We start from the raw sequence: 26,202 nt of genomic DNA, 5'->3' as shown, positions 1-26,202 counted from the left end.
GGAACTTGCAATTAGTTGTGGACCTCATATCGTCAGGATTCTCCAATGTGGTTCAAGGCTAGGACTGCAGATATTTTCGACGAACCCGGTTGCGCGAAGAATAGGGCGAAAAGTGAGACGGAGCGCAGACAAGGCTGCGCCAAGCAACTTCCGCCAGGAGCGACTGCTGGCGGTTGTGCATTCGATGGAGCTCGGATTGCACTTCAGCCCGTGGTTGACGTAGCGCACCTTGTGCACGGGCCGATTGCGTGCGAGGGCAACTCGTGGGATAACCGTCCTGCGGCATCCTCCGGGTCGATGCTCTATCGGACCGCGTTCACGACTGATCTAAGTGAGATCGATGTAATCTATGGCGGCGAGAGACGGCTGTTCAGAAGTATTCGCGAGATTATCCAAAAATATGATCCCCCTGCCGTGTTTGTCTATCAGACGTGCGTCACCGCGCTGATCGGTGACAACATAGAGGCAGTGTGTAAGCAAGCGTCAAAGAAATTCGGCAAACCTGTGATACCGGTCAACGCGCCCGGTTTCGCCGGGTCGAAAAACTTCGGCAATAAACTCGGTGGGGAGGCGATTTTCGATCATGTAATCGGCTCGCGTGAGCCCGCTCACACAACGCCGTTCGACATCAATATCATCGGCGAATACAACCTCTCGGGGGAGTTGTGGCAGACGAAGCCGCTCTTCGACGCGCTGGGTATCCGTATCTTGGCTTGCATCTCTGGTGATGCTCGCTACAGTGACATCGCGAGCGCTCACCGCGCGAAGGTAAATATGGTGGTGTGCTCAAAGTCGATGATTAACATTGCCACAAAGATGCAGCGGCAATACGACATTCCCTATTTCGAGGGCTCTTTTTACGGAATCGGCGATGTGAGCGATGCGTTGCGCCAAGTCGCCAAGCTGCTGGTGCAAAGGGGTGCGCCCGACGATCTGATCAAACGCGCCGATCGCTTGATTGAAGCAGAAGAGGAGCGCGCGTGGGCGCGCATTGCGCGATACCGGGCGCGCCTCGATGGAAAGCGCGTGCTGCTGATTACAGGCGGTGTGAAATCCTGGTCGCTTGTTGCGGCGTTGCAAGAGGTGGGGCTCGAGATCGTTGGCACCAGTGTGAAGAAAAGCACCGAGAAAGACAAGGAAAGGATCAAGGAGATCATGGGCGATGACGCGCGCATAGTCGACAATATGACGGCAAGCGAAATGTACGGCATGCTCCGCGAGTCGCAGGCCGACATCATGCTGTCCGGCGGGCGCTCGCAGTTTGTCGCGCTAAAGGCGCGGGTGCCTTGGCTTGATGTCAATCAGGAACGCCATCATCCATATGCCGGGTATGAGGGAATCGTCGAGCTGGTGCACGAGATTGACCGCGCAATCAGCAACCCGGTCTGGCAGCAGGTGCGCATTCCAGCTCCGTGGGACGACAAAGGCGAAGGGCTCTGTGGCGAGCGAATGGAGTTCACGGAGCGCATGACAGAACAGTCGCCGCGTGCAAGCGCGCGGGATTGGCCGAAGGGCCTTCGACCCAGCGTCGCGGCCTGAGCATAGCGGAGTGCAGACACAATGGCAAACGTCGTCGAACTAGGGAAAGCCTGTACGGTCAACCCGCTAAAAATGAGCCAGCCGCTTGGCGCGAGTTATGCCGCCATGGGACTCGATGCGTGCATGCCGGTGATGCACGGTTCGCAGGGCTGCACGTCGTTCGGCCTCGTCCTCTTGGTGCGCCATTTCAAGGAGGCCATCCCGTTGCAGACCACTGCAATGAATGAGGTCACTACCATTCTGGGCGGATTTGAAAACGTCGAAACGGCGCTACTGAACATCTGCAAGCGCGCGGCGCCGAAAATCATCGTGCTTTGCTCGACAGGGCTGACTGAGGCCAACGGGGAAGATGTCGCCGGTCATCTCGCGATGGTGCGCAAACGCAAGCCAGAGTTGAGCAATACCGAACTCGTGTACGTATCGACGCCAGACTACATTGGCGCATTCGAGGACGGCTACAGGCGCGCCATCGTTGCAATCGTGAAGGCGCTTGTCAAGCCACTGCCAACCGTGCAGCGACAGGTCAACGTGCTGCCCGGCAGTCATCTGTCACCCAGCGATATCGACGAGTTGCGAGAGATCATTGAGGCATTCGGGTTAGTTCCGATCATATTGCCAGACGTCTCCGGTTCGCTCGATGGCCACATTGCTCCCGACTGGCGCGGGACCACGCTGGGCGGAACTTCTCTCGACCAGATACGCGCCGCAGGTGCGTCGACATTCACCATCGGCGTGGGCGAGCAAACGCGCGACGGTGCGCAGGCACTGGAGACTATCGCAGGCATCCCGTTCGAAATTTTTGAGCGGCTCACAGGGCTCGAACCGAACGACCGGCTCTTGCATCGCCTTGCGCGATTGTCAGACCGGGAGGTCCCGATCAAATACCAGAGGCAGCGCAGCCAACTGCTGGATGCAATGCTCGACAGCCATTTTTACATAGGTGGCATTAAGGTGGCCTTGGGCGCAGAACCGGATTTGCTGCTTGCAATCGGTTCGCTGTTGCACGAAATCGGCGCCGAGTTGCCAGTCTGCGTCAGCACGACTACATCGGCGTCGCATGCGCTACTGCCGACGAGCGAGGTCGTGCTCGGTGACCTTGAGGACATGGAACGAGGCGCGGCGGATTGCGACCTGCTTATTACGCATTCGCACGGCCGGCAGATGGCCGCGCGTCTCGGCAAGCCTCTGTTGCGCATAGGCTTCCCCGTATTCGACCGGGTCGGCAATGCCCATCGATGCCAGGTCGGCTATCGCGGAACGATGAACCTCGTCTTCGAACTCGCGAATCTATTAATCGATCGAGTTACGCACCACCGCCCGGCCGACTGGGCTCTGCCGCAGTCGTCGCTCGACCTCGCTGCGCCAGTCGCTAACGCGGAGTAAGGAATTCCGGTCGTCGCGACCATTGCATGCAAATCATGAGGGAACCATTACATGAAAATCGCATTTGCCACGCAGGACAAACTGCATGTCGACGCGCACTTTGGCTGGGCGAAAAGCATTGTTATCTTCGATGTGACGGCGGAGGGGTACGCGTTCGTGGAAGCCTTCGATTTTGGCGGCAAGTTAGAGGAGGACGGCGACGAAGATAAGCTTGCACCGAAGCTGGACGCGATCCGCGGTTGCGCGATCCTGTACGTTGCCGCAATCGGTGGTTCAGGAGCGGCGCGCGTCGTAGCGCTGAAGGTGCATCCAGTCAAGGTGCCACAGCTGGAGCCAATTGAGGACATCCTTATCAAGCTTAGGGATGTCCTGAAAGGTACGCCACCGCCGTGGATGCGCAAGGCGCTAACCAGAAATGTGCGCTCATTCGACTTTGCCGAGGATGACGAGGTATCTCATGGCTAAAGCCACTGTTGACAAGACCGCCACTTTGCGGACAGCGACAACTGAGGCGCGTCCTTTTACCACGGGAGGGGGCATGAGTGACCCGAATGAACTGAAGGTGCGCCTGAAGACACTCAATACACGGGCCATTCAGGCCAAGATGGATCTCCACGACCTTTCGGAGGATCTTCCGACTAGGTGGGAAGAGATATTGACGGTTGCGCAGCTCTGTCACGAAGCTCACGCCGCGCTGATGGACGCGCGCAAGGCCGCGGCTGCGGCTCTCGACGAAGCGCCTGGGAGCCGGAGATGAGCGAGATTTTTTGCGTAAAGCTACCTAGCGGGGAGATGTGGACGCCTACCTTTGTCTCCGCCCTTGATGATGAGAAGTGTATCGGCTGCGGACGATGCTTCCGGTCGTGTTCTCGTGGGGTCCTGCAGCTCGTCGGTGTAGACGAGGGGGGCGACGTTACCCCGGTAGGCGAGGATGACGACGACGAGTACGAAAAGAAGGTTATGACTATTGCGCGCCGGGAGTTGTGTATCGGTTGCACGGCATGCGCGAGGATATGCCCAAAAAAGTGCTACACGCACGCGGTGGCCATGGTCTGAGCCACAAAGGACGGTGATGGACTTCTACACGACGTTGATGCGTCACGCTGTGGACAGCAACGATTCCACGGTTCTTGCCCTCGCAGGGGTACTCTCGGCGGCGTTCGGCCAAGCCGGCGTGCACACACTGCCCATCCGCGGGTTGAATCTGGATGAAACCCACTGGCTGCTCGCGCATTGGTTTCCCGGCGTCGACAGCGCCCTTTTCTTGCAACTGGCCGCCTCGCCTGCAGCGTGGCGCCAGCGATCGTGCGACGACGAGGTCGGAGACCTCGCAAACCTGTTGAAGGCACATGCTGATCCGCTCGCAGGCACAACGATTGAAATCCATTGCGTTTCGCATGCGCTCGCCTGCGCCTGTGCGGGGCACAAACACCTGTGGCAGGAGCTGCGCCTTCGCTCGCGTAGCGAATTGCCGGTGCTGTTGGGCTATTGGTTTCCGCGGCTGGCGCAAAAAAACGTTCACGGTATGAAGTGGAAGAAATTCCTCTACAAGCAACTGTGCGAGCGTGAGGCGTTGCTTGTCTGCAAGTCTTCAAACTGCGCGGAGTGTGGCGATTTCGCGGATTGCTTCGGACCAGATTGATGGTCTGGCTACCGACGATACGTGGCCATGCGGGGCCTTGGCATATTCGCCGTGACGGTGAGCTACAAATGCTCAGGAGATACTTTAACGATTGCCAGCTGATTGCGTTCAGCGCGGATCAAGGTGTTAAGCGTGGATGTCATCATGTCTTCCTATGCGTTCGCCTCCGGGTTTCTCGTCGCACACGACTGTACCGAGGCTGCAAACAACCTGAAATCCTCGGTGCATCTCGCACCCGAGGATTTCCTGCTCGGCTCCCCGGCGCACGCGGTGACCCGTACTTGGCTCGGTGGCATCGCTGCGCTGGCGCATTGCTACTCGTATAGCCTTGCGATTGTGGGATGCCCTTGCCGTTTGTAGCGCTGACCATTGCGCGGACTGGGGCGGATAAACAAGTAATTGCGAGGCATAGTCTGACGATTAGACCGTGGCCAGAGTTAGACGTGACGGTGTTGTTGCGATTTGCAGTCCGTCTGAGCGGTTCGCAAAGTACCTTTGGTTCAACTGGTCTATAGTCCAAGTGTGGGAACTGCTGAAGCCCAGTGTAACCAGAATTTGAGCCAACTCAGCCGGATCGAACGCGCTTTTCCACGGCTCGCCGCCCTCGGCGAATTGCGCCATCAACTGTTCGACGAAGACACGCATCATCGGCGGCAAGCTGGACACTGGCAATGCGTATTCCAGCAGCACGGCGCTGCCTCTGGCGCAGCGCGCGATGAACCGCAAAGTATCAACGACCGCAGCCTCGTCGAGGTACATGGTTACTCCGAGCCAGCTGAAGAAGGCCGGTGCGAGTGGATCGAATCCGGCACGCGTCAAGCCCTCGGCAAGGCTGATGCGCTCGAAGTCGACCGGTACGAACCGCAACGATTGCGGCAAGCGGATGCCCGCCTCATTCAGGTGCGCTCGTTTCCATTCCTGCGTGGCCGGCAAGTCAACCTCGAAGATGCTCCCGGGCGTGTCGTGCTGCCGGTAGGCGGTGGTGTCGAGTCCTGCCCCAAGCACGACGTATTGTCGCACCCCCCGCTCGGCGGCCTCGGTCCAAATGTCGTCAGCTAGCCTACTGCGTACGACCAGCGCGCTGCGCCTACACATCGACATCGGGTGGCGGAACCGATCGAGGCCATTGCGTAGGTCCTGTGCCTCGGCTTTGCCTAGCACGGCCAATGCGAGCGGATCATCAAGCACCAGCGGGCGATCCAGTAGTTGGTGCGCCGCCCGTTGTCTAGCCACGATCAAGGCGCTAGGCTTGGGCCCGGCGTCGGTTGGCGTCACATCGTGCCCAACGATGTGTGCCTTATGCAGATAGGCCAACAATGCCTCGTCGAGCCCCACCCCAAGTTGCAGGTCCGGCTCTTGGTTCAAGGCGTCTCGAACATGCACTTCCAAGACCACGTCATCGCCACAGAAGCTTTCACGGAAAAGCTGTTGCCAGCGCTCGACGAGAGCCTGTACCGGCGCAGCGTCGGCCGCGACGCCGGCCTGCATGTGTGCCCGCAACTCAAGCGCCAACGTTGGCCATTCGCGCCTGTTCTTTTCGTTAAGCTGGCGGCGTCGAACTTCGTCCATTTGCGCCGGGTTCAAGTGTTTGGCGAGAAGTGTGCAGCGCGCGTGCGCAAACGATTCGTCTATCCAAACCAGCATCTCCGCCGTAATGCCGACAATCTGCTGTGCGCGTGGCTCCGCGGTTTGAATCTTCATCAACTTGTAAGCGAGCGCCGGGTCGTTGTTCGTCATGCGGGTCATGAGCCGAACCCAGCGCCAAGCCAACTCTTGGGCAACACTGCTTTCACTAGACAGCCCTTCCCGCATGGCGCTATGAACCTCAACGATGAGCTCGTCCCATATTGGATCCATCGGCGCAATCGCGTCCGGGCCCGTTGCAAACAGCGTGTCGAGTTCGTCTTCGTTCAAGTGCTTTTGATACATACTCATCAACTCCAAGGTGTTAAGCCAATCAATCGCGAGCGTTTCGCTGCCGGCGGCCAGCATCTTGGCGAGGCGTCGCAGGTGGCGACTGAGCCGCTGCGCCCGCGAAGCCCGCGCGTCCAGTTCGGCGATCTGGCGATGAAGAATATTTATCGGGGCACTGGCCGGTTGGTCGTCAAGGTTGACTTTGATATCGGGAAGCGAATAACCGAACCGTTTCAGTGCCTCGATACGATGCAGCCGGATCAGGTCGCCACGCCCGTACAGGCGTGCTCCCCCCTCAGTGCGTTGCGACGGAGACAGCAAGCCGATCGCGTCGTAGTGATGTAAAGCACGAACGCTCAGCCCCGCTCTTTTTGCCAGTTCACCGATCTTTAACTGCATTGCGTCTCCGGTGCGTACATCAACGCTAAAGCCTGACGTAGCGTTAGGTGCAAGGTGAATTGATGTGCCGGTGCTGCGCCGCATTTTCAAGCTAGATGAATATCAGGTGTCGCGCTGATCGGCATCTGGCCTGATCTTGAACGCATTGTCAATAGCTTGCCTGTGCTACCAAGGAAACGCCAAGCGCTGCGATGTTGTGATGTCTGGAAGGACGATACAACGCAGCCCCGATTGAATTCTGAATCACTTTGGATGCGATAGAACTCTTTGTCTGGTTTGCGCGCCGCGCAAATCAAACAGTCAAGTGGTGGTCCGCGCGGTCGCCAAAAATGTAGCTCCTGCCACTTGTTGATAGTCGCTGCTCCGATTCTTTTGCGCAGCTGCAACCCGGCCTCGCCGTCATAGATTAGATCTGATCCCGGCTATTCTACCTGGGCGGCTTTGCTGCACTCCAGGCCTCCATGGCTCGTCAGTGGTACGCTCACGGCGCACAAGCGTCTCATCCGTCTCGCAATGTCATCGAGCATGCGCGGTTGGACGATTGTCAGCCGTTGTCCCAACGAATCGCCGCAGGAATGTGGTGCTCTGGCACGGTTTGCGTGGCCCCATCTGTGTCGGATTCCGATATCGACTCGCACGCGAAGGATATGCCTCGTTGAAAGCGGTCGATAAAAATTTGCGGCTAGTAGCATAAGAAATGTCGAATGCCAATTTGTTCTATAGTCTGCTAGCCTTCGCTACTCCAGCTAAAACGTGGCAGAGTTCGAGCGCGTTCAGCGTTGAGGTGGGCGGCGGGCACCCATGACGTTAGTTTCGTTATCGTGGCAACAGTGCTATGAACCGCGGGTTCGATGGCCATCTGCTATTCTGATAAGGAGTTTCCATGCCTAAAATCAAGAGGGTCATGTTTGGATGGGGCTGGCCGCAGTACTAGCCGGAATAGCGCCGCTGGTCGCCTGCTGAGTACGCGGCGGCCTGTCAGTCTCGCAAAATCCTTCCGGGATTTACCGCTGCGCAACGTTTGACGGAGGGTCAGTGGGCGTTGCTTTTAACCGGTGACGAGCATGATTGTTGCTGTACTGATCAACGGCACAGGTACGAAGCGGACAAAGCAGCAAAACTCATTGATATGAGGCACATGCTCGTCCAGGTGACTTCGCGTTTGACAACCTTTCGGAGAATGGCCGTCGGTCGGGCGCGGGCTATATGTATCGTCGGCCTAACTTCTAAAGATTGCGGTGTGGCGAACTCGTTTATGGGGTGCCGTCGCCCGTCGTCCTCCGCTTCAAGCGTCCCGCTGACACTCATGAAGCACTAGAATTCGGTTGCTCTTTTGACGACTGGAAAGCGTTAAGTCGCGCAGAGCAAGCTTTTTGAACAGGCCTCTTACTTTCGCGGCTCTTGTGTAGTCGCTGTGCGCGGAATGGCGGGGCAGTGACATCTCACTTTAGCCGTCATTGTTGGTTGATCATCAAATGGGCCCTTTCGAAACCTTGGAGAACATCGTGGCAACACTTGTAAACATTACCAGCGGTACTCCCGACGCCGTGCAAATTTGGGGATTCCATGATCTGTGTTGCGTGGACGACGTCGCGGCCGCTCTCAAGACGATCGCAGCGGGGCTGAGCGGTGATGGTAATACGATTCATGTGATGTCAGGTACTCACGGATACTGCAGCGGACGGGTTGGTGCAGTAGCGACGCGGGAACAGAGGTTCGCGGAAGAAGATCGAGTTCTCGCTCACCCAATGACGAAGGACAACAACGCCGTTGCCGTGGTTGTCCACGACTTCAATACCGACAAGCTGCCGGCCCCCGACTACGTGTCTGCGGCGATGGCGAAGCTCAACGCGGATATCCGCTCAATCGTCAGGACCGACACCGGAAACCATGTATTCCTCCTCGCCTACTGCTGTAGTGCCGGTACGGAGTAGATTCGCAAACCGGGACAAGAGAACAGGTGGACTTGACCCCCGAGCATGTGCTTATGGCGCAGCGCGAGCCGGGTATACACGCTTGTCCGTTCTGCAACCTTTGCAAGGTCCCGCATGCGCCAATCGGGCTTGGCGCTGAACCGCGAGGCCACGCTGCTGCGTCGCTTCGGCGGTGAACTGCGTTGCAAGCCATACAGAAATTGCTCATATGCGTACCGAAGAAACGGGGCGCTCAAACTACGAGCGAGGTGGCTGGTGGCAATGCTCGCACGTATTAGAACGCAGAAATGCAGCCATTTAATCAGTGTGCGCCTTTATTTTTAGTTGATATGCTGTTCACGATGCATAAAAGACAGATTCATAAACTTCTCGACCTTGCTCACGAAGAAGCCTACGCTTTCGTTGAGGAGAATCCAGCAAGAGCTTTCAAAGAATCGGAAGAGCTCTTTGATGAAATGTTCTTTCATTCGCTTTCGCGTCACATTGGTGAAATGACAATCGCAGAAGTATCCACGCGTATTCGCGAAGGAGAATGAGAATGGAACCTAATCTATCAGTTGGGCTCTGAGCAGTCAGAGAGTCACTGTGACATTGCTGAATTGACCGAGTACGATCGCGTGCTTAGGATGCGAGATCGCCGTGACCCACAGTCATCGCTTCCCAGCGGCGGTCATCAGTTGCGCGATGTCCTATGCTTCAGGGTTCGATTCAGTCTGTGTGATATCAAAGCGCTGCTGTTCAAGTAAGAGTATCGTTAGTTGCGAACCGGTCCGACTTACGGACCTGACGGCTGGAAATGACAAAGGACAAACACCATGACGAAAAACTCCGATGCCGCAACGAGGGGAAGCCGTCCGTAGTGGTGTGGAAGCCCTTGCGATGAGGCTGACGTGAACGGGGCGTTATCCCGTTGACGATGGTCGTCAACCTGCCAGCTAGGGATGAGTGACATGACCTTAACAAAAACCGCATTGCGAAGAGCACGGTGTGAAGCGTATCAGCTTGTACCGATTGCCCGGCAGGTTCTGTCCGAATGTGGCGATGCAACCAGTCCGACTGGTTGGCTCGATTGAATCGAGAGTGGACGATCGTGTAGCCCGTTCGAATGTTTCCGCCTCGCCGACAAATGTCGTGCGTGGGTTGGGGTGGTCGGATCTGCGTAATAAACCGACGCCCGCACGACGGTTGGCGTCTTGACGCCCTCCGCCACTTCGGCAGGTTGCACGACGAGCAGGCATCCAGTCGGGCTTGCCGTCCTGACGGTGTCCACGCGTCTGCATCACGCTTTGCCTCAATGGCGCGCGCATCGCTTTATCCCGGGCATGACGGCCCGAGCGTCAACGACGACATAATCTGTAGCTGTCGGGTCGACCGGTTTGCACTACCCACGCGTGGCCACCCGAGCGCGTCTACTTTGCGCCCACTTCGGTCGTCGACGTCGGGGGTGGCCGCGATGGTGCGGTCGATGGAGTAACGGTACCGGGCGGTGTAGACTGGCCGAATGCGAATGGTTGACTTGGCTCCTTGTCAGTAAGCGGCGGTGCCACATCGTCTCCATTGCATCCGGCCAACTGGATTGCTACTGATACGAGCAGAACAGCCGCCCCCAACATCGCACGAAAGGATGCTCAACTCCGCTGGCGGCCCGTTGTACTCATGCTTTTCGAACTAGAATTGCATTAGCTGTTCGGGGATTGCGACGCCGTCAGCGGCGAGGTCCGGAACTCGCTCGCAACCTTCGGCACGGATTGATGTGCACGCCTGCATGAAGGTAGACGCGACATTGACGATACCGGGATTGCCTTCCGCACCGAACACGCACGAAGTCATGGTCTGCATGTTGTTGAGAAGGTGCTATGCACCGTGCCGGAAGGATTGAGCATCACAAAGCTGACCGCGCATTTCGATTGGGCAGCGGAAAAGCTCCAATGAATCGTGGGAGTTCCCCTTCTAGTGACGAATTGCTGTCTGTCAATTCGTCAGTTTGCGATTGCCGTGTTCTGACTGCGCGAGTAAGGCTTCGACGACCTCGAAACCGATGCAATCAATCGGGTCCAGCCAGCGTAGTTTGGCAATCAGCTTCAGTGCAAGGGCCCGTTCGCCACGCCGTACGCTGATGAACGCAAGCGCCTTCAGCGTAAAGAGCCAAAAGCGCGGCGGCCCGGGAATGGAGAAGTCCGCGTCGCCCGGCTGCACCGCGCACCAATCACTGCTGATCGACGCTTCCCAGGCAGCGACCGCCAAAGCCCTCGTTGCAACTCTATGCGCCTCGCCAAGTTCTCCCCGGTTTGCATGGAACTTATATAGCAGATAGTAGGGTGGCAGGCAGCGCGGATAGGACAGGATGGTGGTCCACAACGCGGCGGCCACATCGTCATCGCTGCCGCGGCGGGTTCTCTCGATCAGCTGTAGTACGCCGGCCGGGACTTCACCGCCGAACAGATCCGTCGACTCGATACCAGTAATGAGATTCATCAAAGTTTCTCCGGATGTGATAAGGCGCTCAGCCGCGGAGCGATACTGAGCTTGTTCGTTTAGCCGAATTTGAACTGTATGCCATATCCCCCGCGCGGATAGGCCCATTCAACATTATGGTGTTCGGTGCACAAAATGCGGCAACTACCGCATTCGAGGCAGCCGTCGGTGACCAACGTGACTGAGCCGTCGTTCTCGTTCCGATAGCAGGAGGCGGGACACACGAATGTACAGCTCTTTTCTGTGCAATCATTTGTGCAAATGTCCACGTCTTTTATGCGGACGTGCGGCCGCCCGACGTCCACTCGGTAGCGATTTTGAAACAGCTTTTCGTCGATGTTGGCAGTGGTCGTATTATTCATCGGAAAGCCCTCCAGAATTTGTATGCGTCGCCGATCAGCCCTGTCACCGAGCGACTTTTACGGAAGCTGGTTATGACCTCGCGCTTCTTGGTCTTCTTGTCGATGCCATCGACCGTCATCATAGTGCGGGCCGCTTTCGCGACGAGATCAGGGTATGTGGTAAAGAACTGGGGATTATGGTGTAAGACCTTCGGCATATCGCGGTACTTGTGCAAGTCCTTCATCACGAAACTCTTGTCTAGCGCGGCCTTATACGCTGACAGCGTGCTGGCACGGTAGCCGTGGCGGCCGGCCGCTTTGGCGGCTATTGCTGTCTCGGCAGCGAGGCGCCCCGTCGTCATTGCGAGATTCGAGCCTTCTCGGTGCGCGGCGTTGACGAAGCCGCCCGAGTCACCGACGATCATCCAGCCGTTACCGTATACTTGCGGGATCGCATTAAACCCTCCTTCGGGAATGAGATGCGCGCAGTACTCCTTCATCTCGCCACCCGCGATAAGGGGAGCGATGGACGGGTGACGCTTCATTTTCTCGAGAAGCAGATACGGGGTTGTGCGATTAGAGTTTTTCTTGAAGTCGCTCAGCATACAGCCGACGCCGATCGTCAGCGACTCCTTGTTCGTGTAAAGAAACCCAGTTCCTGCCATGCCATCTGTGATTCGTCCAACCATCTCTATTACAACGCCTTCTTGATCGGCAACGTTAAACCTCTCGCGAATTGTCTCCTCGGGCATGAAGAGGATCTCTTTCACGGCTAGTGCGACGTTGCGCGCTTCGATCTCACCATGGAAGCCCGCTTTGCGGGCCAAAGTTGAGTTGACGCCGTCCGCGAGAATCACGACATCCGCATAAACTTCGCCGTGTTCGCGGTCGCACTGGACGCCGACAACTTGGTCTCCGTCCAGAATCAGGTCATTCACCGTGGTCTCGCAGATCAGTAAGGCACCGGCCTCACGGACCTTCGACGAAAACCACTTGTCGAATTGCGCCCGTATGATCGTGTAGCGGTTATACGGGGGGTTGTTATAGTCGTCGCTACGCGCGTGTGTGCCTACAAACGAAGTATCGTCGAGCATCCACATGCGCTGTTCAATGATGTGGCGCTCAAGTGGCGCGTCGTCACGGAAGTCTGGGATGATTTCTTGAAGTGCACTGGCGTAAAGAATCGCGCCTTGAACGTTCTTGCTACCGGGATATTCGCCGCGCTCGATTTGAAGTACTTTCAGTCCACCCTTAGCCATAACATAGGCCGCAGCGTTGCCCGACGGTCCGGCACCCACGACGATCGCGTCGAATTGCGACGATTCTCTCATCTAACTCTCCTGGTGTCTCGCATTTGCCGAAGTGCCAAGTGTTCCTTGCAGGCGTGCGTTAGCGCGGGCAGAAACTGCAGTGCGTCTCCGACGATGCCGTAATGCGCGTATTCGAAAATAGGTGCGTTCGGATCGGTGTTGATTGCGACAATCACGTCCGAGCTTTCCATGCCGACGCGATGCTGGATTGCCCCCGAGATGCCGGCTGCGATATAAAGTTTCGGCCGCACGGTTTTGCCAGTTTGCCCGACCTGTCGATCCGCCGCGACCCAACCTGCCTGCACGCACGGGCGCGTAGCGCCGACTTCGCCACGGAGTACGCGCGCCAGATCAAACGCGAGTTGAAAATTCTCCGGAGTTTTGAGACCCTTGCCGCCGCTGACGATCACATCCGCATACGGAAGGTTGATCCGAGAGCTCGTCGCATCAGCGACAAAGTCGAGCAATTTGGTGACAATGTCGGCTTCGACGAGCCCCAGTGTTTCCTGCACGATCTCGCCGACGCGGCCTTCTTGCGCTGAGGGCATCGCCATGACCCGTGGGCGTACCGTCGCCATCTGCGGTCGATATGCAAGCGTCATGATCGTGCAGAGCAGCGAGCCGCCAAACGTCGGACGAGTGGCCGCCAGTGCCCGGGAGGTCGGATCGATGTTCAGTTCGGTGCAGTCGGCGGTGAGCCCGGTGAGCAGGGTTGTAGCAACGGAGCCGGCGAGATCCCGGCCCATCGAGGTCGCGCCGAGCAGTAAAATTTCAGGGCGGTACTTGTTGACCAGATCGGTCAGCCCCTTCGTGAATGGCTCATTGCGGTAGCCACGCAACACTGGGTCGTGAATGACATAGGCTTTGTCTGCTCCAAGGCTGAACGCCTCAGTTGAAAACTTTTCGAGGGGCTCATCCGTGCCGCCGAGCACCGCCACGCAGACGTTGCTGCCAAGTTTGTCTGCAAGCTTGCGGGCCTCGCCGAGCAGCTCCCACGACACGTTATGCACGTGGCCGCGGTCGTGCTCAAGGAAGACCCAGACACCGGTGTAGTTTTTTAGATGTTCGGGTAGCTCCAGGTTGCGGCCTCTGGCATTCAAGGCCGGCTGCTTTTTCGCGGCAACGGTCGAGTTCATAAGGTCCTCTTCATTAGCACGTCTGCCTCCAAAGTCGGATGGCGAGCGAACATCCTATGCACCAGATCCAACGAGACGCCGCGCAGGCTCGCCATATCCAGTGTGAGCATCTCGGCTTTTTGCTCGCGCGGTGTTGGGCCGAACACTTTGCTCACTACGGTATGTGAGCCTTTCAGCCCAATTTTGCTAACGTCCTCGATGCCAGCCTGCTCGCGATTCCATTTCCGTACCGGAAAAGCTGCCGCGTGGATCATTCTGGGCAGCGTCGCGAAGCGAAGTTCGTTGGTGTTCTCAAGCATCGTCACCAAGCATGGCAATCGAGTTTTGAGTACGTGTACGCCGCCTTCTGCGCGACGCTCGACGACGATCGAGCGTGCGGCGAGGTCGATTTCCACGATCCTGGACACGTAAGTGAGCAACTGGAAGCCCATGCGTGTAGCGATGCCGGGGCCGACCTGGGCAGTGTCGCCGTCGATAGTCTGCTTGCCAGTAAAGATCATATCGACCGGCTGTTCCTTGGCGATTTGTCGGATCGCGGCAGCCAGCGCATATGACGTTGCCAGCGTGTCGGCGCCAGCGAAAGCGCGATCGGTGACGAGTACAGCCTCGTCGGCCCCATAGCTGACGCATTTGCGAAGTGCGTCTTCAGCCTGCGGCGGCCCCATGCAGAGTGTGGTTACAGTACCGCCAAAGCGGTCCTTTAGCCTCAGCGCTTCCTCCAGCGAGAACAGATCGTAAGGGTTGACGATGGCTGGGACGCCTTGACGCATGATGGTGTTGGTGACAGGGTGAACGCGGATCTGTGCCGAGTCCGGTACCTGCTTGATGCAAACGACAATATGCATTGGGTACTCCGGGTCAGGCGTCGCCGCGTGCTGGCAGCGACGCGCGCAGCTGGTCAATTGAGACGACCCGCCGTCCATCCGCTTCCTGAAAGACTCTGAAAACCTTTTGCTCTGCGGGCGTGGACACGACGAAGTCGTTGTAGGCCTTATTCAGTAAACATCGATAGATAGAGAACACAGCCGCCGCGTTGTTACGCGGTAGCCCCTTCTGTTCCTCGATGTACTGAAAAAAACGCTTGAGAATGTGCAGGCGGCTGACGTTCACTACCTTCTCGTCGAATGAAATGTCAAAGAATCGCAGGAAGTCTTCCGCGGACGACAGGCGATGCAGTTGTTCGGTAACCTCTTGCACGTCGTTTCTCCTATTGGACCAATGCGCACCCGATGACGGCCTCAAGACACCTTAACTCGGGTGCCACGTGCTTGCGTCAGGAAGCGATGCAGATCGGCTGTCCCCGGCGCCTGTTTGTACTGTGTGGAAAATGACCGGATACGTGCAAGCAACTGAGGCACAAGCCGCTCGGACACTGTGACGCCAAGAGCGTCGTAGACGTCACGTACACTTTGAGATCCAGAATGCTTGCCGAGTATCGTCGACCGTTGCTGGCCTAGTTCTGCGGGATCGAATCCCTCGTAGGTCGTGGGGAGCTTCGAAAGGCCGTCGGTAGGAATGCCTGACTCGTACATAAAGACGTCCTTACCAACAATGCTCTTGTTGGAGGAAATAGCGCGGCCAGACGCCCGTTCGACCAGCGATGAGATGTCGCGTAACGCAGTTGCGTCAATGCCTGTGTCTCGTCGGAGCAGATGTCGCGTGCCCATGACGACCTCCTCAAGCGCTGCATTGCCGGCCCCCTCACCCAGGCCGTTGACGGTAGTGCTGGCGTGGGTCGCCCCTGCTGAGAGGGCCGCCAGCGTGTTGGCGGTGGCGAGTCCGAGGTCGTCGTGCGAATGGATTTCGATCTCCAGGTCCACGGCGACGCGGATTGCTGCGATAGCGTGGAATGTCTTGAAAGGGTCCAATATGCCCACGGTGTCCGCAAATCGTACGCGCTGAGCCCCATGCTGCTCTGCGCATCGCACAACTTCTAAGATGAACGAGGGGTCCGCCCGCGAGGCGTCTTCCATACCGAGGGAGATCTTGGGGTGGCTTTTCGCAGCCTTTCCAATGACGCGTGCGATCCGCGCTAACACCCAACTACGCGACTGCCGTAGCTTGTGTTGCAAGTGAATATCCGATACCGGGACCGAAAGATGAATCATGTCGGCATCGCAGCGTAATGCCGCGCTGAGGTCCTCGTCGGTGAGTCGCCCCCAAACGATCAGACGAGCGTCGAGGTTCATGTCGACAATCGCATCAATGCACGCCATTGCGTCTTCGCCCATGGCTGGAATGCCGATTTCGAGTTCGGCGACGCCAGCCTGCGACAGTGCGGCGGCAATCGCGCACTTTTCTTCCGTGCGAAATGCGACGCCAGCGGTTTGCTCGCCGTCGCGGAGTGTCGTGTCATTGATGATTGGGTTGCTCATGTCGGATCCCTTCAGCTGTTGGCCACGTATCGCAAACGTTGTGCCAGGTGATGGTCTACAGGTCAAAGCAACGCTTCGCGGTACCCTGTCGGCGCCACACGAGCGGCCGAAGCTTGCCCTTCAGGCGGAGAGGCATCGCGGATGCCCCACGCGCAATGCGGCAGTGCCGGGTGATAGAGAGCGGATAGTGGCCTACCAAAAGCAACTTGTGCTCACGACGAGTGCGTTATTTTTGTCGTGACAGCGACAGAATACGGCTTGGTTGTCGGCTTTTGGTCAAGACGCGTAGCAAGAAGATTGAGTTGGTTGGCCAACTCACGTACCGATACCAATGGAGTTCGAGTGAGTGGCATGGATTTCGCTGGTAAAGCCGGCGAACCACTGGAGGCTTTGGAGAGAACATCCATGCAAGATTGCGCGAATGCCAGCACGCTGTCCTCGACTGCGCCTGTCGGTATCCAAAAGACACTAACCCTGAGGGTGACCGGACATGCGCTTGTTCAGATCGACGGCTGCGACACCCACGGCCGCGCAGACAAGTCGGGCTGCAGTTCGTCGGACGAGCCTGAGCGCGAGCCGGCAGAAGTATGGGAAAGGATAAACAAGCATCCTTGTTTTTCGGAAGAAGCGCATCGCCATTACGCGCGAATGCATGTGGCGGTGGCGCCCGCCTGCAACATCCAATGCAACTACTGCAATCGTAAATATGACTGTTCCAATGAGTCGCGACCCGGCGTCGTGTCGGAGAAGCTGACGCCGGAGCAGGCCGTGAATAAGGTTTTGGCCGTCGCGGCCAAGATTCCGCAGTTGACGGTGTTGGGCGTTGCGGGTCCCGGTGACTCGCTCGCCAATCCGAAGAGGACTTTTGACACTTTCCGTATGCTCCGCGAGCGCGCTCCGGACATCAAACTATGTCTGTCAACGAACGGACTAGCGTTGCCGGACTTTGTCGATGAGATTTGCAGCAACGCTGTTGAGCATGTGACGATCACCATCAATATGGTGGACCCCAACGTCGGTGAATTGATCTATCCGTGGATTTTTTGGGACCACCGGCGCGTCAGGGGCAAGGAGGCCTCGCAGATCCTTCATGAGCGGCAAATGCAAGGGCTCGAAATGCTCACGGCGCGCGGCGTGTTGACGAAGATCAACTCGGTGTTGATTCCGGGCATAAATGACGAACACCTGATCGAGGTGAACAGCGAAGTGAAGAAGCGCGGTGCTTTCCTGCACAATATCATGCCGCTCATCTCGGACGCTGAGCATGGCACGTATTTCGGACTGCACGGACAGCGTGGCCCTACTGCTAGCGAGTTAATGGTCGTGCACGACCGTTGCAAGGGAGGCGCTACGTTAATGCGCCATTGCCGTCAGTGCCGTGCGGACGCAGTAGGTCTACTGAGTGAGGACCGCCGCGACGAGTTCAAGCTCGACGGGATCGACGACATGGAAACTAGGTCCGACGCTAATTACCGTCGGGAACTTCAGCGCCGAGTGGAAGTGCAACGCAATGCGCAGCGCGACGCGAAACAGACTGCAATGGCTTTGGTGAAGGCGAGCGAAGTGCCGACCGACCTGAAGGTGCTGATCGCTGTCGCGACGAAGGGAGACGGCCGCGTGAACGCACATTTCGGGCATGTCTCCGAGTTCCAGATTTTCGAGGTCAGCGCTGGCGGAGCGATCTTTGTGGGACACCGCCGCGTGGAGTCGTATTGTCGGGGCGGCCATGATGATGAAGATCGCCTGCCACCGCTCATACACGCGATCAGCGATTGCCACGCTGTACTGGTTGCGAAGGTCGGTTTGTGTCCGCGCAAGGAGCTGTCGCAGGCGGGCATTGAGCCGGTGGACCAGTACGCGTACGAAACAATCGAAAAAGCCGCGCTGATATGGTTCATCGAATATTGCAGCCGCATCACGAAAGGCGTGACCGTGCACGTGGAGCGTGGCGCCCCCGGGATCCGGCAGAAGACGTCGATCACTGCGACGGCTGCTGCTGATTGAGCGGCACACGGACAAATGGATCGGCTGCCCGCGCGCTATACAAACCATCTTACAAGGAGTGCCATTATGCCCCTGAAGATCATTGCCTCAACCTGTACCGGCTGCTCGGCCTGCGAGCCGCAGTGCCCGAATGTCGCCATAAGCGAGAAAGCTGGCGTATTCGCAATCGATCCGAAGAAATGTACCGTATGCGAAGGACAGTTTGATAGTCCGCAGTGCTTGGCGGTTTGTCCCGTGGACGGGTGCATTGTGGTGAGCTAGCATCGCTAGCCGCGGGCAGCACATTGACGAATCGTCAAAGGATTACTAACTATTACCATGCCGACATCATGTTGACAAAATTTGCTGTTACCGCTGCCGCGGAAAAGTTTATGCGCCGTGTGGTGCGTTTTTCCGGCTTGCCATCAAGTGCTGGTTTTCGTCTTCTTGTCAGGACCGGCGGATGCTCTGGATATGACGCCGAATTCAGTGCCGAAGTAGAGGCTCGGACCGGCGACGAGACCATCGAGGTCCACGGACTGCGAATTTTCTTGCCGGCAGAAAGCCGCGTTTTGCTAGATGGTCTGAAGATCGACTTCATCGAAACGCCAGATCGGTCAGGTTTCGCATTTATTAAGGAAGACCAACGGTCGGTCGTCGCGGTCAGTGCCAATGTCGCTCGGATTGATGTTAGCGCGATCGGACGCGGGTGACCCCTTCCTCCACCGCAGTTGTCTTGAGCTAGCAGTTCGGTATGTCACGGAGGATAAGTATGACTGGAATTGACAGCGATGACCTCATTGAGCTCACATTTGCGCCTCGCTTCAGCATTGGTGAGCGCGTCGCTTCGCGCTTCTCCATCCGTAACGACGGCACCTACGCCGGTAAGGCTATGGGTGAATCGCTCGTCAGCAAAGGCGACGTGGGGTATGTGATCGGAATCGAAACCTTCCTGCAACGGTTCTACATCTATGCAGTTCACTTCGTCGAAATCGACCATCGCGTCGGCATGCGCGCCAAGGAGCTATGCACGCTTGACCACCTTCCCCATGACGTGCTCGCCCGTTTGGGCGAGCATGCGGCCGATCTAGGCTGGATAGGTCTTCGTAGCCCCGAGGGGACTGACCACAATGGACCCGTCGGACGCGGCTCGTGTAACGCGCATGGTGACGATGCACCGGACGGTTCGCAAGTCAACGGAGCCCGTCTAGTCGTCGGCAATCCGCGTCACGGAGTTGCGGGACCTTTGCAACGGTGACGTCTATTGAGGCTGGTGCGGGAGCGGCTTTTTCGTTAAGGCTTGGAGGCTTGCCGAAATGGCCATAAATACGTGGTGCCGGCGAGTCTTGCGATGCGCTCAATCAGTCAATTTTGACGGGCAGGCGGTCGCTGCACTGAGGGCGAGATCGCGCCCGGCTGGACGGTCGTAAGGGAGGAAGGACGATATCGGCCTATCAGAGCTGGGAGGCACTCGTCGCAGTACAAGAGCCACCTACGACGAGCGCTGTGCTTCTCGGCCCGATCGTTAGATTTATTGGAATTACTTGTTGAAGTGCGAATATTTTAACCGACCTTGGAACTCTCAACGTGAAACTAATGATCCGCATGGACAGGAAAGGCATACTCAGCGCCTACGTGCCAAAGAAGGATCTCGAGGAGCAGATCGTTTGCATCGATGGCAAGAAGATGTGGGGCGGGGTGATAACGCTTGCGAACGGCTGGCGATTCCAGCTGCCGGAGATGGCGGCCGATACAACGCTTCCTGTCACCGTAGAGGCGCGTCGCGTCGCGGGTGAGCGCGACTGACATGGCACTTACAGCAGATCAGATCAGTACTATCGCCGAATTAATTCTGAGCGAACCGACGCTGCCGGAGGCTGCCGCAACCTGGCGGAAGTCGTATCCCGATGTGCGAGTCATTCGGATTAGCGCGGTCGAGCTTGTCAATGAAAAACCCCTCCTCCAGTTTCGGGGCCGCCGCGTTTATCTCGCGACGTCGACAGGTGTCTGTGTCTCCGTGACAACAGACGCAAGTAAGGCCAATATGCTCATCCTTGCAGAAGACGGAGTCTACGATGGAAACTGAGGGAATTTCACTTACTGAGCCTGCGTGCGGGCCGCGGGAGATCGAGCTGGTTCACGCGGTCCTGCAATCGTCGTGCTGGAGCGACGGACCAATGCTCGATTCTTTTGAGACTGCATTCGCAGGCTGGAGCGGCCGTGTCCATGCGGTCGCAGTGGCGAGCGGGACGCTCGGCACTTGGATTGCGCTGCGTGCGCTCGGCATCGGTCAAGGCCATGAAGTCATCTGCGCATCGCATACATGGCATCAGATCGCGCATGCGATCACCCTCGCCGGCGCGACACCGGTGTTTGCCGATATCGACTACTGGAGCGGTTGCCTCGACGCGATGAAGGCACAAGAGAAGATTGGAGATCGGACGCGTGCAATCCTTGCGGGAAATACGAACGGACATCCTGCCGCGTGGCAATCGTTGCGCGAGCTTGCCGATCTGAACGGTCTGAGCCTGATCGAGGATAGCACTGAGGCGCTCGGATCACGCTACCGTGGGCGCTGCGTGGGGTCGTTCGGTAAGGTGACGGTTTTTGACTTTTCGCCACCCTCCGCGTTGTGTGCGGGAGAGGGCGGAATGCTCGTCACGGACGACGACAGCTTGGCGCACGAACTGCGTTACTTAAGGCGACGTCTGAGCGCCGATCGAAAGTCGGTCTCCCTCGGTGCCCGGGTGCCGCTGCAGGCGGGTATGAGTGAAATCACCGCCGCGCTCGGCCTCGCACAACTGGCAGGGCTCGAGGAGCGGCTCGCCCAACGGAAGCGGGTCGAAGCCTGGTATCATGAAGCGATGGAGAGCTTCGAAGGCATCAAACCACCGTATCAGGCGGAGGACGTGGACGAAGTGAATTGGATGCTTTACGTCGTGCATCTGGGCAAGAGGTTTACTCAGAGCGCGCGTGCTCAAATGATCGACGACATGCTGGCTTGCGGGGTAGAAACGGCAGCCTACAGCCATCCGTTGCATGAGCAGTTTCATTACATGAAGGCCGCCGATGCTATTGGAGGTCGACGAGGCTGTCTGCCCGATACCGAGCGGATTGGCGATCGAGCACTCGCGTTGCCGCTGCACACTCAGCTTACTGTTCAGGATGTGAAGTACATCGTCAAAACTTTGAAGGACACGGCGACCAACGTCGGTGCGGGGGCCGCGATCTATCTCTAGGTAGAACAACGGAAAGAGAGAAGAAGGTAACATCGGCCATGTTGTCGCTGCGCCTTTATTAACCCTCACGCAACAGTTTGCTGCGGTCCGCCGTCGAGTAGTTGCTGAAATGTCCCTCGTGCGCCGCTTGACGGCGGGCCGCAGCGATGATTGCCCTGCTGCGCGCTGGGGCGGACGGCGCACTGACCTGCTTCTCCAGTTCGGTGCTCTGACAGCGGGGGCAGGCCACGGGCGAGTCCGTGCGCACGAGAGTTTCGAAACGCAACCTGCAGTTGCGACATACATAGTCGTAGAGCGGCATGACGAGGGGCAGGTCAGCGGGAAACATTATCGGAGAAGACGCCGCGCGCGCTCCCCGGGCCATAATAAGGCGATTCGCCGGCTGAGACCAATTTGGGGCTCCTGCGTTCGTGTGCCGCGTGCAGTAACTGGAGTCCCAAATCGGCAGCCATGTCGAGGGCGTCACGGCCGTCTGGCGCAACGAGACTGTCATTCGCGCCGAGCGACAGCAACAGCCACATAACCTCAATTCGACCGGTGGCGGCCGCCTGCATCAGACACGTCATATCGTCCGCGTTTAGGTGATCAAGAGCGAGTCCTGCACCGACCAACCGAAGGATCGGTCCTGGTGCGCCGCCCAAACATGCATACCACAGCGCATGGTTTCCTTCGTCGTCGAGGGCGCTGATGCGTGCGCCTGATTCGAGTAGCGCAGCGACAATGTAGTCTTCGCCGTGCAGCGCCGCCAGCATTAAGGGCGTAATGCCGTCAATGCTGCGCGATTGAGTGTCCGGGAAGTCGTGAGCATCGAGCCATTTCGCAACCGCCACGCACGGAGGTGCATGAAGATCTGCGTCGGCGTTCGCGATATCCGTGTGCGTGTGGCTCGGGTTTTCGAGTAGGGGAGTCTCGAGTGACGCGGTTTGACGTGATGCGGTCTTGGTGCGCAGTGACATGCTTTAACTCCGGTGGAGGTGATTGGAACCGCCGTCACATTCTGAAACGAGAGGCAGCGATTACATGCGGGCGACCTGCCGTGACGCTGTCGTCAGACGGGCCTGTTTTCATTTGGATCGCGAATCGGTCCCATCAGTTTGAGGCCTTCCGCGTAACTTATCGTGTCAAAGGAAAAGCTAAATTGCATCGCCGCATCGACGATAGCATCGAGCTTCCCGGCAGTGTCTTTCCTCTTGAGTTCGCCCTTCTCCAGGTAAAGGAGTTCGAGCATCTCGTTGTAGACTGTCGATTCGAGTATCGGCAGAACATAAAACGTCGCTTCTTTGTACGGCACCTGAAAGCGGCTGGACAGATCGATGTTGTCACAGAACAGGAAGTACTTGCCGTGGTGCGACAGGGCCTCGCCGAGTACTTCTCCGACATTCGTCAAGTGTTCAAAACTCAGTAACCAACCTGCGAAGAATTGGACGTGTGGGTCGCCAGCATTCGCGACAGCCATCACCTGCTCGCAAGAGAGCTCGGGCGGACGGGCCTCGTCGGCGAGGTGAGGCCCAAATCGTAGCGCCAGCTCGCCGCGAAAGCCGATCCTGTCAGCCGCATTTGTGCAGCCTTTAAAGACGGGGTTGAGGAGGCGCCCCTCGCGATCGAGGCGGGCAAATGGTGTCCCACTGAGTGCAGAGGCGGTTAGCGTATCAGGCATTATGTAATCCTAATTGGAGAAATAGATTGGCATCGTTAATCTGGTGCTGGATCGTGCCTTTTCAGCGGGCAGCCGGAAACTCGCAACATCCGTACCAATGCTGCATGCTGGCCAATACTGCGGTAAGCCGGGTCAAGCGGGCAACAACTCTGCACGTGGATGTCCATTTGGGGCAAAGCGGCGTGCGGTTTGTCAGGAAGACGACGTCGAAATTGTCGGTGGCCGAAATTTGAGAGTTTGCGGATGGCCTCGCTGAGCAAGCATTTGGCCGATTCAGGGGCTTGTGGCATGGACGTTGCAGGGACGAAGGGCGCGGACACACTCCGGCCGATGCGTGACTCTAGAAGAAGACCATATAGACGCAGCAGGCTGAGAACTTGGTCGTGGCTTTTCAGTGCTGATTCGCACCTATGGTTTTATCTTCTAATCTCAATGGAGTACAACAATGTCTCAACTTCGACAAATTGCCTTCTACGGAAAGGGGGGCATCGGTAAGTCGACCACGTCGCAGAATACGCTTGCAGCGCTTAGCGAGCTTGGGCAAAAGATCTTGATCGTGGGGTGCGATCCCAAGGCCGACTCGACACGTCTTATATTGCACGCGAAAGCTCAGGACACCATCCTCTCTCTCGCGGCGGAAGCCGGTTCGGTCGAAGACCTCGAACTCGATGACGTTATGAAGATAGGCTACAAGAATATCCGCTGTGTCGAGTCGGGCGGGCCTGAGCCAGGCGTCGGCTGTGCGGGTCGGGGTGTCATCACATCGATCAACTTCCTTGAGGAGAATGGCGCCTACGACGGAGTCGATTACGTGTCATACGATGTGCTCGGCGACGTCGTTTGCGGTGGTTTCGCAATGCCTATTCGCGAGAACAAGGCACAGGAAATTTACATCGTGATGTCGGGAGAAATGATGGCGATGTACGCCGCTAATAACATCTCGAAGGGAATCTTGAAATATGCGAACAGTGGGGGTGTGCGTTTGGGCGGACTCATTTGCAACGAGCGCAAAACCGACAAGGAACTTGAACTGGCCGAATCACTCGCAGCGATGCTAGGCACTAAATTGATTCACTTCGTCCCGCGCGACAACATTGTGCAGCATGCGGAACTTCGTCGGATGACCGTGATCGAGTACGCGCCGGACAGCGAGCAGGCTGGGCAATATCGCGCGCTTGCGGAGAAGGTTCACCATAACGGCGGCAATGGCGTGATCCCAACCCCGATCACGATGGATCAGCTCGAAGACTTATTGATGGAAAAAGGAATTATGGTGCAAGTCGATGAGTCCCAAGTCGGCAAGACCGCCGCTGAGCTCACCGCCTGACGAGTGCTGGACGACGGTTGCCGTGCGGCGCGCGGCTACCGTTTCCGCCAATGACAGTCTTCACTTATAGGATATTCAATGACCGCGACGGTTGAAGAACGCAAAGCTGCTAATAAGGCCTTGATTGACGAAGTGCTGCGAGCTTACCCTGAAAAAATGGCTAAACGGCGGGCCAAGCATTTGGGTTCCTTCGAACAGGGCAAGCCTGACTGTGGTGTGAAGTCAAACATCAAGTCTTTGCCGGGGGTGATGACGATTCGGGGCTGCGCTTACGCGGGCTCGAAGGGCGTCGTCTGGGGGCCGATCAAGGACATGATTCACATCAGTCACGGACCTGTCGGATGCGGGCAGTACTCGTGGGGATCGCGCCGCAACTACTACGTCGGGACGACAGGAATCGATGCGTTTGTCACGATGCAATTCACGTCCGACTTCCAAGAGAAGGACATTGTGTTCGGCGGTGACAAGAAACTCGATAAGATCGTCGACGAGATTCAGGAGCTGTTTCCGCTGAACAGGGGCATATCCGTCCAAACCGAATGCCCAATCGGCCTCATCGGTGACGATATTGAGGCAGTATCTAAAAGGAAGAGCGCGCAGTACGGCGGGCACACGATCGTACCGGTGCGCTGTGAGGGCTTTCGAGGCGTATCGCAGTCACTCGGTCATCACCTCGCAAACGATGCGATTCGCGACTGCGTATTCGACCGCGCCGAGCCGAGACAGCGATCCGCGCTGGAGTCCACACCGTACGATGTCGCGATCATTGGCGACTACAACATTGGCGGTGATGCGTGGTCGAGCCGCATTCTCCTCGAGGAAATGGGCCTGCGGGTCATCGCGCAGTGGTCAGGCGATGGCACTCTCGCAGAACTTGAGAATACGCCGCGATCTAAGCTCAACCTGCTTCACTGCTACCGTTCGATGAACTACATCAGCCGGCACATGGAGGAGAAGTATGGCACTCCGTGGGTCGAATACAATTTTTTCGGCCCGACAATGATCGAAAAAAGCTTGCGCGAGATTGCAAGCCGATTCGACGACACCATTATGGAAAATGCCGAGAAGGTGATCGCAAAATACCGTCCGTTGATGGATGCCGTCATAGCCAAATATAAGCCGCGGCTTCAGAGGAAAAAAGTGATGCTATTTGTAGGTGGCCTTCGCCCACGCCACGTAATAGGCGCGTACGAGGATCTTGGGATGGAAGTTGTCGGTACCGGCTACGAGTTTGCTCACAATGACGACTACCAGCGCACAACGCATCACATAAAAGAAGGCACTCTGATTTACGACGACGTGACTGGCTACGAATTCGAGAAGTTTGTCGAACATACGCGACCAGACCTCGTCGGCTCCGGCATCAAGGAAAAATACGTCTTTCAGAAGATGGGCGTCCCATTCCGCCAGATGCACAGCTGGGATTATTCTGGCCCATATCATGGCTACGACGGCTTCGCTATCTTCGCGCGGGACATGGACATGGCGATCTCGAGTCCTGTCTGGAGTCTGTCGAAAGCACCGTGGAAGAAGGCGGCGTGAGCGCTG

29 protein-coding genes are annotated in these 26,202 nt (G+C 57.3%); 18 read left to right on the top strand and 11 right to left on the bottom strand.

Annotation, left to right across the window (positions count from 1 at the left end):
* The first annotated feature begins 45 nt into the window (after positions 1-45).
* The 7 genes from nifE (at position 46) to G5S42_RS42065 (ending at position 4,924) form a co-directional block, all read left to right on the top strand.
* The gene (gene nifE, locus G5S42_RS42095; RefSeq protein ID WP_176112448.1) at positions 46-1,539 is read left to right on the top strand and encodes a nitrogenase iron-molybdenum cofactor biosynthesis protein NifE; all 1,494 of its coding nucleotides are present in this window, start codon (positions 46-48) and stop codon (positions 1,537-1,539) included.
* 21 nt (positions 1,540-1,560) lie between these two features.
* Positions 1,561-2,922, top strand: a complete 1,362-nt coding sequence (gene nifN / locus G5S42_RS42090) for a nitrogenase iron-molybdenum cofactor biosynthesis protein NifN (RefSeq protein ID WP_176112447.1) — start codon at positions 1,561-1,563, stop codon at positions 2,920-2,922.
* 51 nt (positions 2,923-2,973) lie between these two features.
* The gene (gene nifX / locus G5S42_RS42085) at positions 2,974-3,387 is read left to right on the top strand and encodes a nitrogen fixation protein NifX (protein ID WP_176112446.1); all 414 of its coding nucleotides are present in this window, start codon (positions 2,974-2,976) and stop codon (positions 3,385-3,387) included.
* A gap of 73 nt (positions 3,388-3,460) precedes the next feature.
* A complete protein-coding gene (locus G5S42_RS42080) occupies positions 3,461-3,679 on the top strand; it encodes a CCE_0567 family metalloprotein (RefSeq protein ID WP_026228605.1) in 219 nt (72 codons plus the stop codon).
* Positions 3,676-3,978 carry a ferredoxin III, nif-specific gene (gene fdxB, locus G5S42_RS42075; RefSeq protein ID WP_176112445.1) on the top strand — a complete coding sequence of 101 codons (303 nt, stop codon included), beginning with the start codon at positions 3,676-3,678 and terminating at the stop codon, positions 3,976-3,978. Before G5S42_RS42080 ends, fdxB begins: the two co-directional genes overlap by 4 nt.
* A 16-nt stretch (positions 3,979-3,994) precedes the next feature.
* Positions 3,995-4,564, top strand: a complete 570-nt coding sequence (locus G5S42_RS42070; RefSeq protein ID WP_018435008.1) for a nitrogen fixation protein NifQ — start codon at positions 3,995-3,997, stop codon at positions 4,562-4,564.
* Positions 4,565-4,696: 132 nt separating this feature from the next.
* Complete coding sequence (locus G5S42_RS42065; RefSeq protein WP_176112444.1) at positions 4,697-4,924, top strand: hypothetical protein; 228 nt, start codon at positions 4,697-4,699, stop codon at positions 4,922-4,924.
* A gap of 60 nt (positions 4,925-4,984) precedes the next feature.
* Here G5S42_RS42065 and G5S42_RS42060 read toward each other — a convergent pair whose 3' ends face one another.
* On the bottom strand, positions 4,985-6,877 hold the full coding sequence (locus G5S42_RS42060; protein WP_176112443.1) for an SAM-dependent methyltransferase: 1,893 nt from the start codon (positions 6,875-6,877) through the stop codon (positions 4,985-4,987).
* Positions 6,878-8,382: 1,505 nt separating this feature from the next.
* Between G5S42_RS42060 and G5S42_RS42055 the strand changes: the two genes are divergently transcribed.
* Positions 8,383-8,811 carry a hypothetical protein gene (locus G5S42_RS42055; RefSeq protein WP_312883734.1) on the top strand — a complete coding sequence of 143 codons (429 nt, stop codon included), beginning with the start codon at positions 8,383-8,385 and terminating at the stop codon, positions 8,809-8,811.
* 287 nt (positions 8,812-9,098) lie between these two features.
* Positions 9,099-9,347: a hypothetical protein gene (locus G5S42_RS42050; protein ID WP_176112441.1), complete on the top strand. Its 249-nt coding sequence runs from the start codon at positions 9,099-9,101 to the stop codon at positions 9,345-9,347.
* Between the two features lie 1,435 nt (positions 9,348-10,782).
* On the opposite strand, the gene G5S42_RS42045 is transcribed toward G5S42_RS42050, so the two are convergent.
* The 7 genes from G5S42_RS42045 to nifV are packed head-to-tail and all read right to left on the bottom strand — an operon-like array spanning position 10,783 to position 16,448.
* Complete coding sequence (locus G5S42_RS42045; RefSeq protein WP_176112440.1) at positions 10,783-11,286, bottom strand: hypothetical protein; 504 nt, start codon at positions 11,284-11,286, stop codon at positions 10,783-10,785.
* Positions 11,287-11,345: 59 nt separating this feature from the next.
* Positions 11,346-11,648: a ferredoxin family protein gene (locus tag G5S42_RS42040; RefSeq protein ID WP_176112439.1), complete on the bottom strand. Its 303-nt coding sequence runs from the start codon at positions 11,646-11,648 to the stop codon at positions 11,346-11,348.
* Positions 11,645-12,958, bottom strand: a complete 1,314-nt coding sequence (locus G5S42_RS42035) for an FAD-dependent monooxygenase (protein WP_176112438.1) — start codon at positions 12,956-12,958, stop codon at positions 11,645-11,647. Before G5S42_RS42035 ends, G5S42_RS42040 begins: the two co-directional genes overlap by 4 nt.
* Positions 12,955-14,073 carry an electron transfer flavoprotein subunit alpha/FixB family protein gene (locus tag G5S42_RS42030; protein WP_176112437.1) on the bottom strand — a complete coding sequence of 373 codons (1,119 nt, stop codon included), beginning with the start codon at positions 14,071-14,073 and terminating at the stop codon, positions 12,955-12,957. Before G5S42_RS42030 ends, G5S42_RS42035 begins: the two co-directional genes overlap by 4 nt.
* Entirely contained in the window at positions 14,070-14,918 is an 849-nt protein-coding gene (locus tag G5S42_RS42025; RefSeq protein ID WP_176112436.1) for an electron transfer flavoprotein subunit beta/FixA family protein, read from the bottom strand. The genes G5S42_RS42030 and G5S42_RS42025 overlap by 4 nt, the downstream gene beginning before the upstream one ends.
* A gap of 13 nt (positions 14,919-14,931) precedes the next feature.
* On the bottom strand, positions 14,932-15,270 hold the full coding sequence (gene nifW, locus G5S42_RS42020) for a nitrogenase stabilizing/protective protein NifW (protein ID WP_176112435.1): 339 nt from the start codon (positions 15,268-15,270) through the stop codon (positions 14,932-14,934).
* Positions 15,271-15,311: 41 nt separating this feature from the next.
* Positions 15,312-16,448, bottom strand: coding sequence for a homocitrate synthase (gene nifV, locus G5S42_RS42015; RefSeq protein ID WP_176112434.1), 1,137 nt, complete (start codon positions 16,446-16,448; stop codon positions 15,312-15,314).
* A 405-nt stretch (positions 16,449-16,853) separates the two neighbouring features.
* Here nifV and nifB point away from each other — a divergent pair, with 405 nt between their 5' ends.
* The 7 genes from nifB to G5S42_RS41980 all read left to right on the top strand — a co-directional run bounded on the left by nifB (position 16,854) and on the right by G5S42_RS41980 (position 21,670).
* Complete coding sequence (gene nifB, locus G5S42_RS42010) at positions 16,854-18,452, top strand: nitrogenase cofactor biosynthesis protein NifB (protein WP_176112524.1); 1,599 nt, start codon at positions 16,854-16,856, stop codon at positions 18,450-18,452.
* A gap of 66 nt (positions 18,453-18,518) precedes the next feature.
* A complete protein-coding gene (locus tag G5S42_RS42005) occupies positions 18,519-18,713 on the top strand; it encodes a 4Fe-4S binding protein (RefSeq protein ID WP_176112433.1) in 195 nt (64 codons plus the stop codon).
* 68 nt (positions 18,714-18,781) lie between these two features.
* Positions 18,782-19,144, top strand: a complete 363-nt coding sequence (locus G5S42_RS42000; protein WP_176112432.1) for a HesB/IscA family protein — start codon at positions 18,782-18,784, stop codon at positions 19,142-19,144.
* A 59-nt stretch (positions 19,145-19,203) separates the two neighbouring features.
* Positions 19,204-19,689, top strand: a complete 486-nt coding sequence (locus tag G5S42_RS45625) for a nitrogen fixation protein NifZ (protein ID WP_176112431.1) — start codon at positions 19,204-19,206, stop codon at positions 19,687-19,689.
* 329 nt (positions 19,690-20,018) lie between these two features.
* Complete coding sequence (gene nifT / locus G5S42_RS41990; RefSeq protein ID WP_176112430.1) at positions 20,019-20,237, top strand: putative nitrogen fixation protein NifT; 219 nt, start codon at positions 20,019-20,021, stop codon at positions 20,235-20,237.
* A 1-nt stretch (position 20,238) separates the two neighbouring features.
* Positions 20,239-20,517: a hypothetical protein gene (locus G5S42_RS41985; RefSeq protein ID WP_176112429.1), complete on the top strand. Its 279-nt coding sequence runs from the start codon at positions 20,239-20,241 to the stop codon at positions 20,515-20,517.
* On the top strand, positions 20,507-21,670 hold the full coding sequence (locus G5S42_RS41980; protein ID WP_176112428.1) for a DegT/DnrJ/EryC1/StrS family aminotransferase: 1,164 nt from the start codon (positions 20,507-20,509) through the stop codon (positions 21,668-21,670). The genes G5S42_RS41985 and G5S42_RS41980 overlap by 11 nt, the downstream gene beginning before the upstream one ends.
* A 58-nt stretch (positions 21,671-21,728) precedes the next feature.
* On the opposite strand, the gene G5S42_RS41975 is transcribed toward G5S42_RS41980, so the two are convergent.
* From G5S42_RS41975 to G5S42_RS41965, 3 genes are all read right to left on the bottom strand, one after another.
* Positions 21,729-21,971 carry an FmdB family zinc ribbon protein gene (locus G5S42_RS41975; protein WP_176112427.1) on the bottom strand — a complete coding sequence of 81 codons (243 nt, stop codon included), beginning with the start codon at positions 21,969-21,971 and terminating at the stop codon, positions 21,729-21,731.
* Between the two features lie 13 nt (positions 21,972-21,984).
* Positions 21,985-22,626 carry an ankyrin repeat domain-containing protein gene (locus G5S42_RS41970; protein ID WP_176112426.1) on the bottom strand — a complete coding sequence of 214 codons (642 nt, stop codon included), beginning with the start codon at positions 22,624-22,626 and terminating at the stop codon, positions 21,985-21,987.
* A gap of 92 nt (positions 22,627-22,718) precedes the next feature.
* The gene (locus G5S42_RS41965) at positions 22,719-23,327 is read right to left on the bottom strand and encodes a hypothetical protein (protein WP_176112425.1); all 609 of its coding nucleotides are present in this window, start codon (positions 23,325-23,327) and stop codon (positions 22,719-22,721) included.
* Positions 23,328-23,772: 445 nt separating this feature from the next.
* Here G5S42_RS41965 and nifH point away from each other — a divergent pair, with 445 nt between their 5' ends.
* On the top strand, positions 23,773-24,654 hold the full coding sequence (gene nifH / locus G5S42_RS41960; protein ID WP_176112424.1) for a nitrogenase iron protein: 882 nt from the start codon (positions 23,773-23,775) through the stop codon (positions 24,652-24,654).
* Positions 24,655-24,732: 78 nt separating this feature from the next.
* Positions 24,733-26,196: a nitrogenase molybdenum-iron protein alpha chain gene (nifD, locus tag G5S42_RS41955; protein ID WP_176112423.1), complete on the top strand. Its 1,464-nt coding sequence runs from the start codon at positions 24,733-24,735 to the stop codon at positions 26,194-26,196.
* The last annotated feature ends 6 nt before the right edge of the window (positions 26,197-26,202 follow it).

The sequence above is a fragment of the Paraburkholderia youngii genome (assembly GCF_013366925.1).
Taxonomy (GTDB): domain Bacteria; phylum Pseudomonadota; class Gammaproteobacteria; order Burkholderiales; family Burkholderiaceae; genus Paraburkholderia; species Paraburkholderia youngii.
The sequence above is the reverse complement of the archived record's forward strand: the minus strand, read 5'-3'. Positions and strand labels throughout refer to the sequence as shown.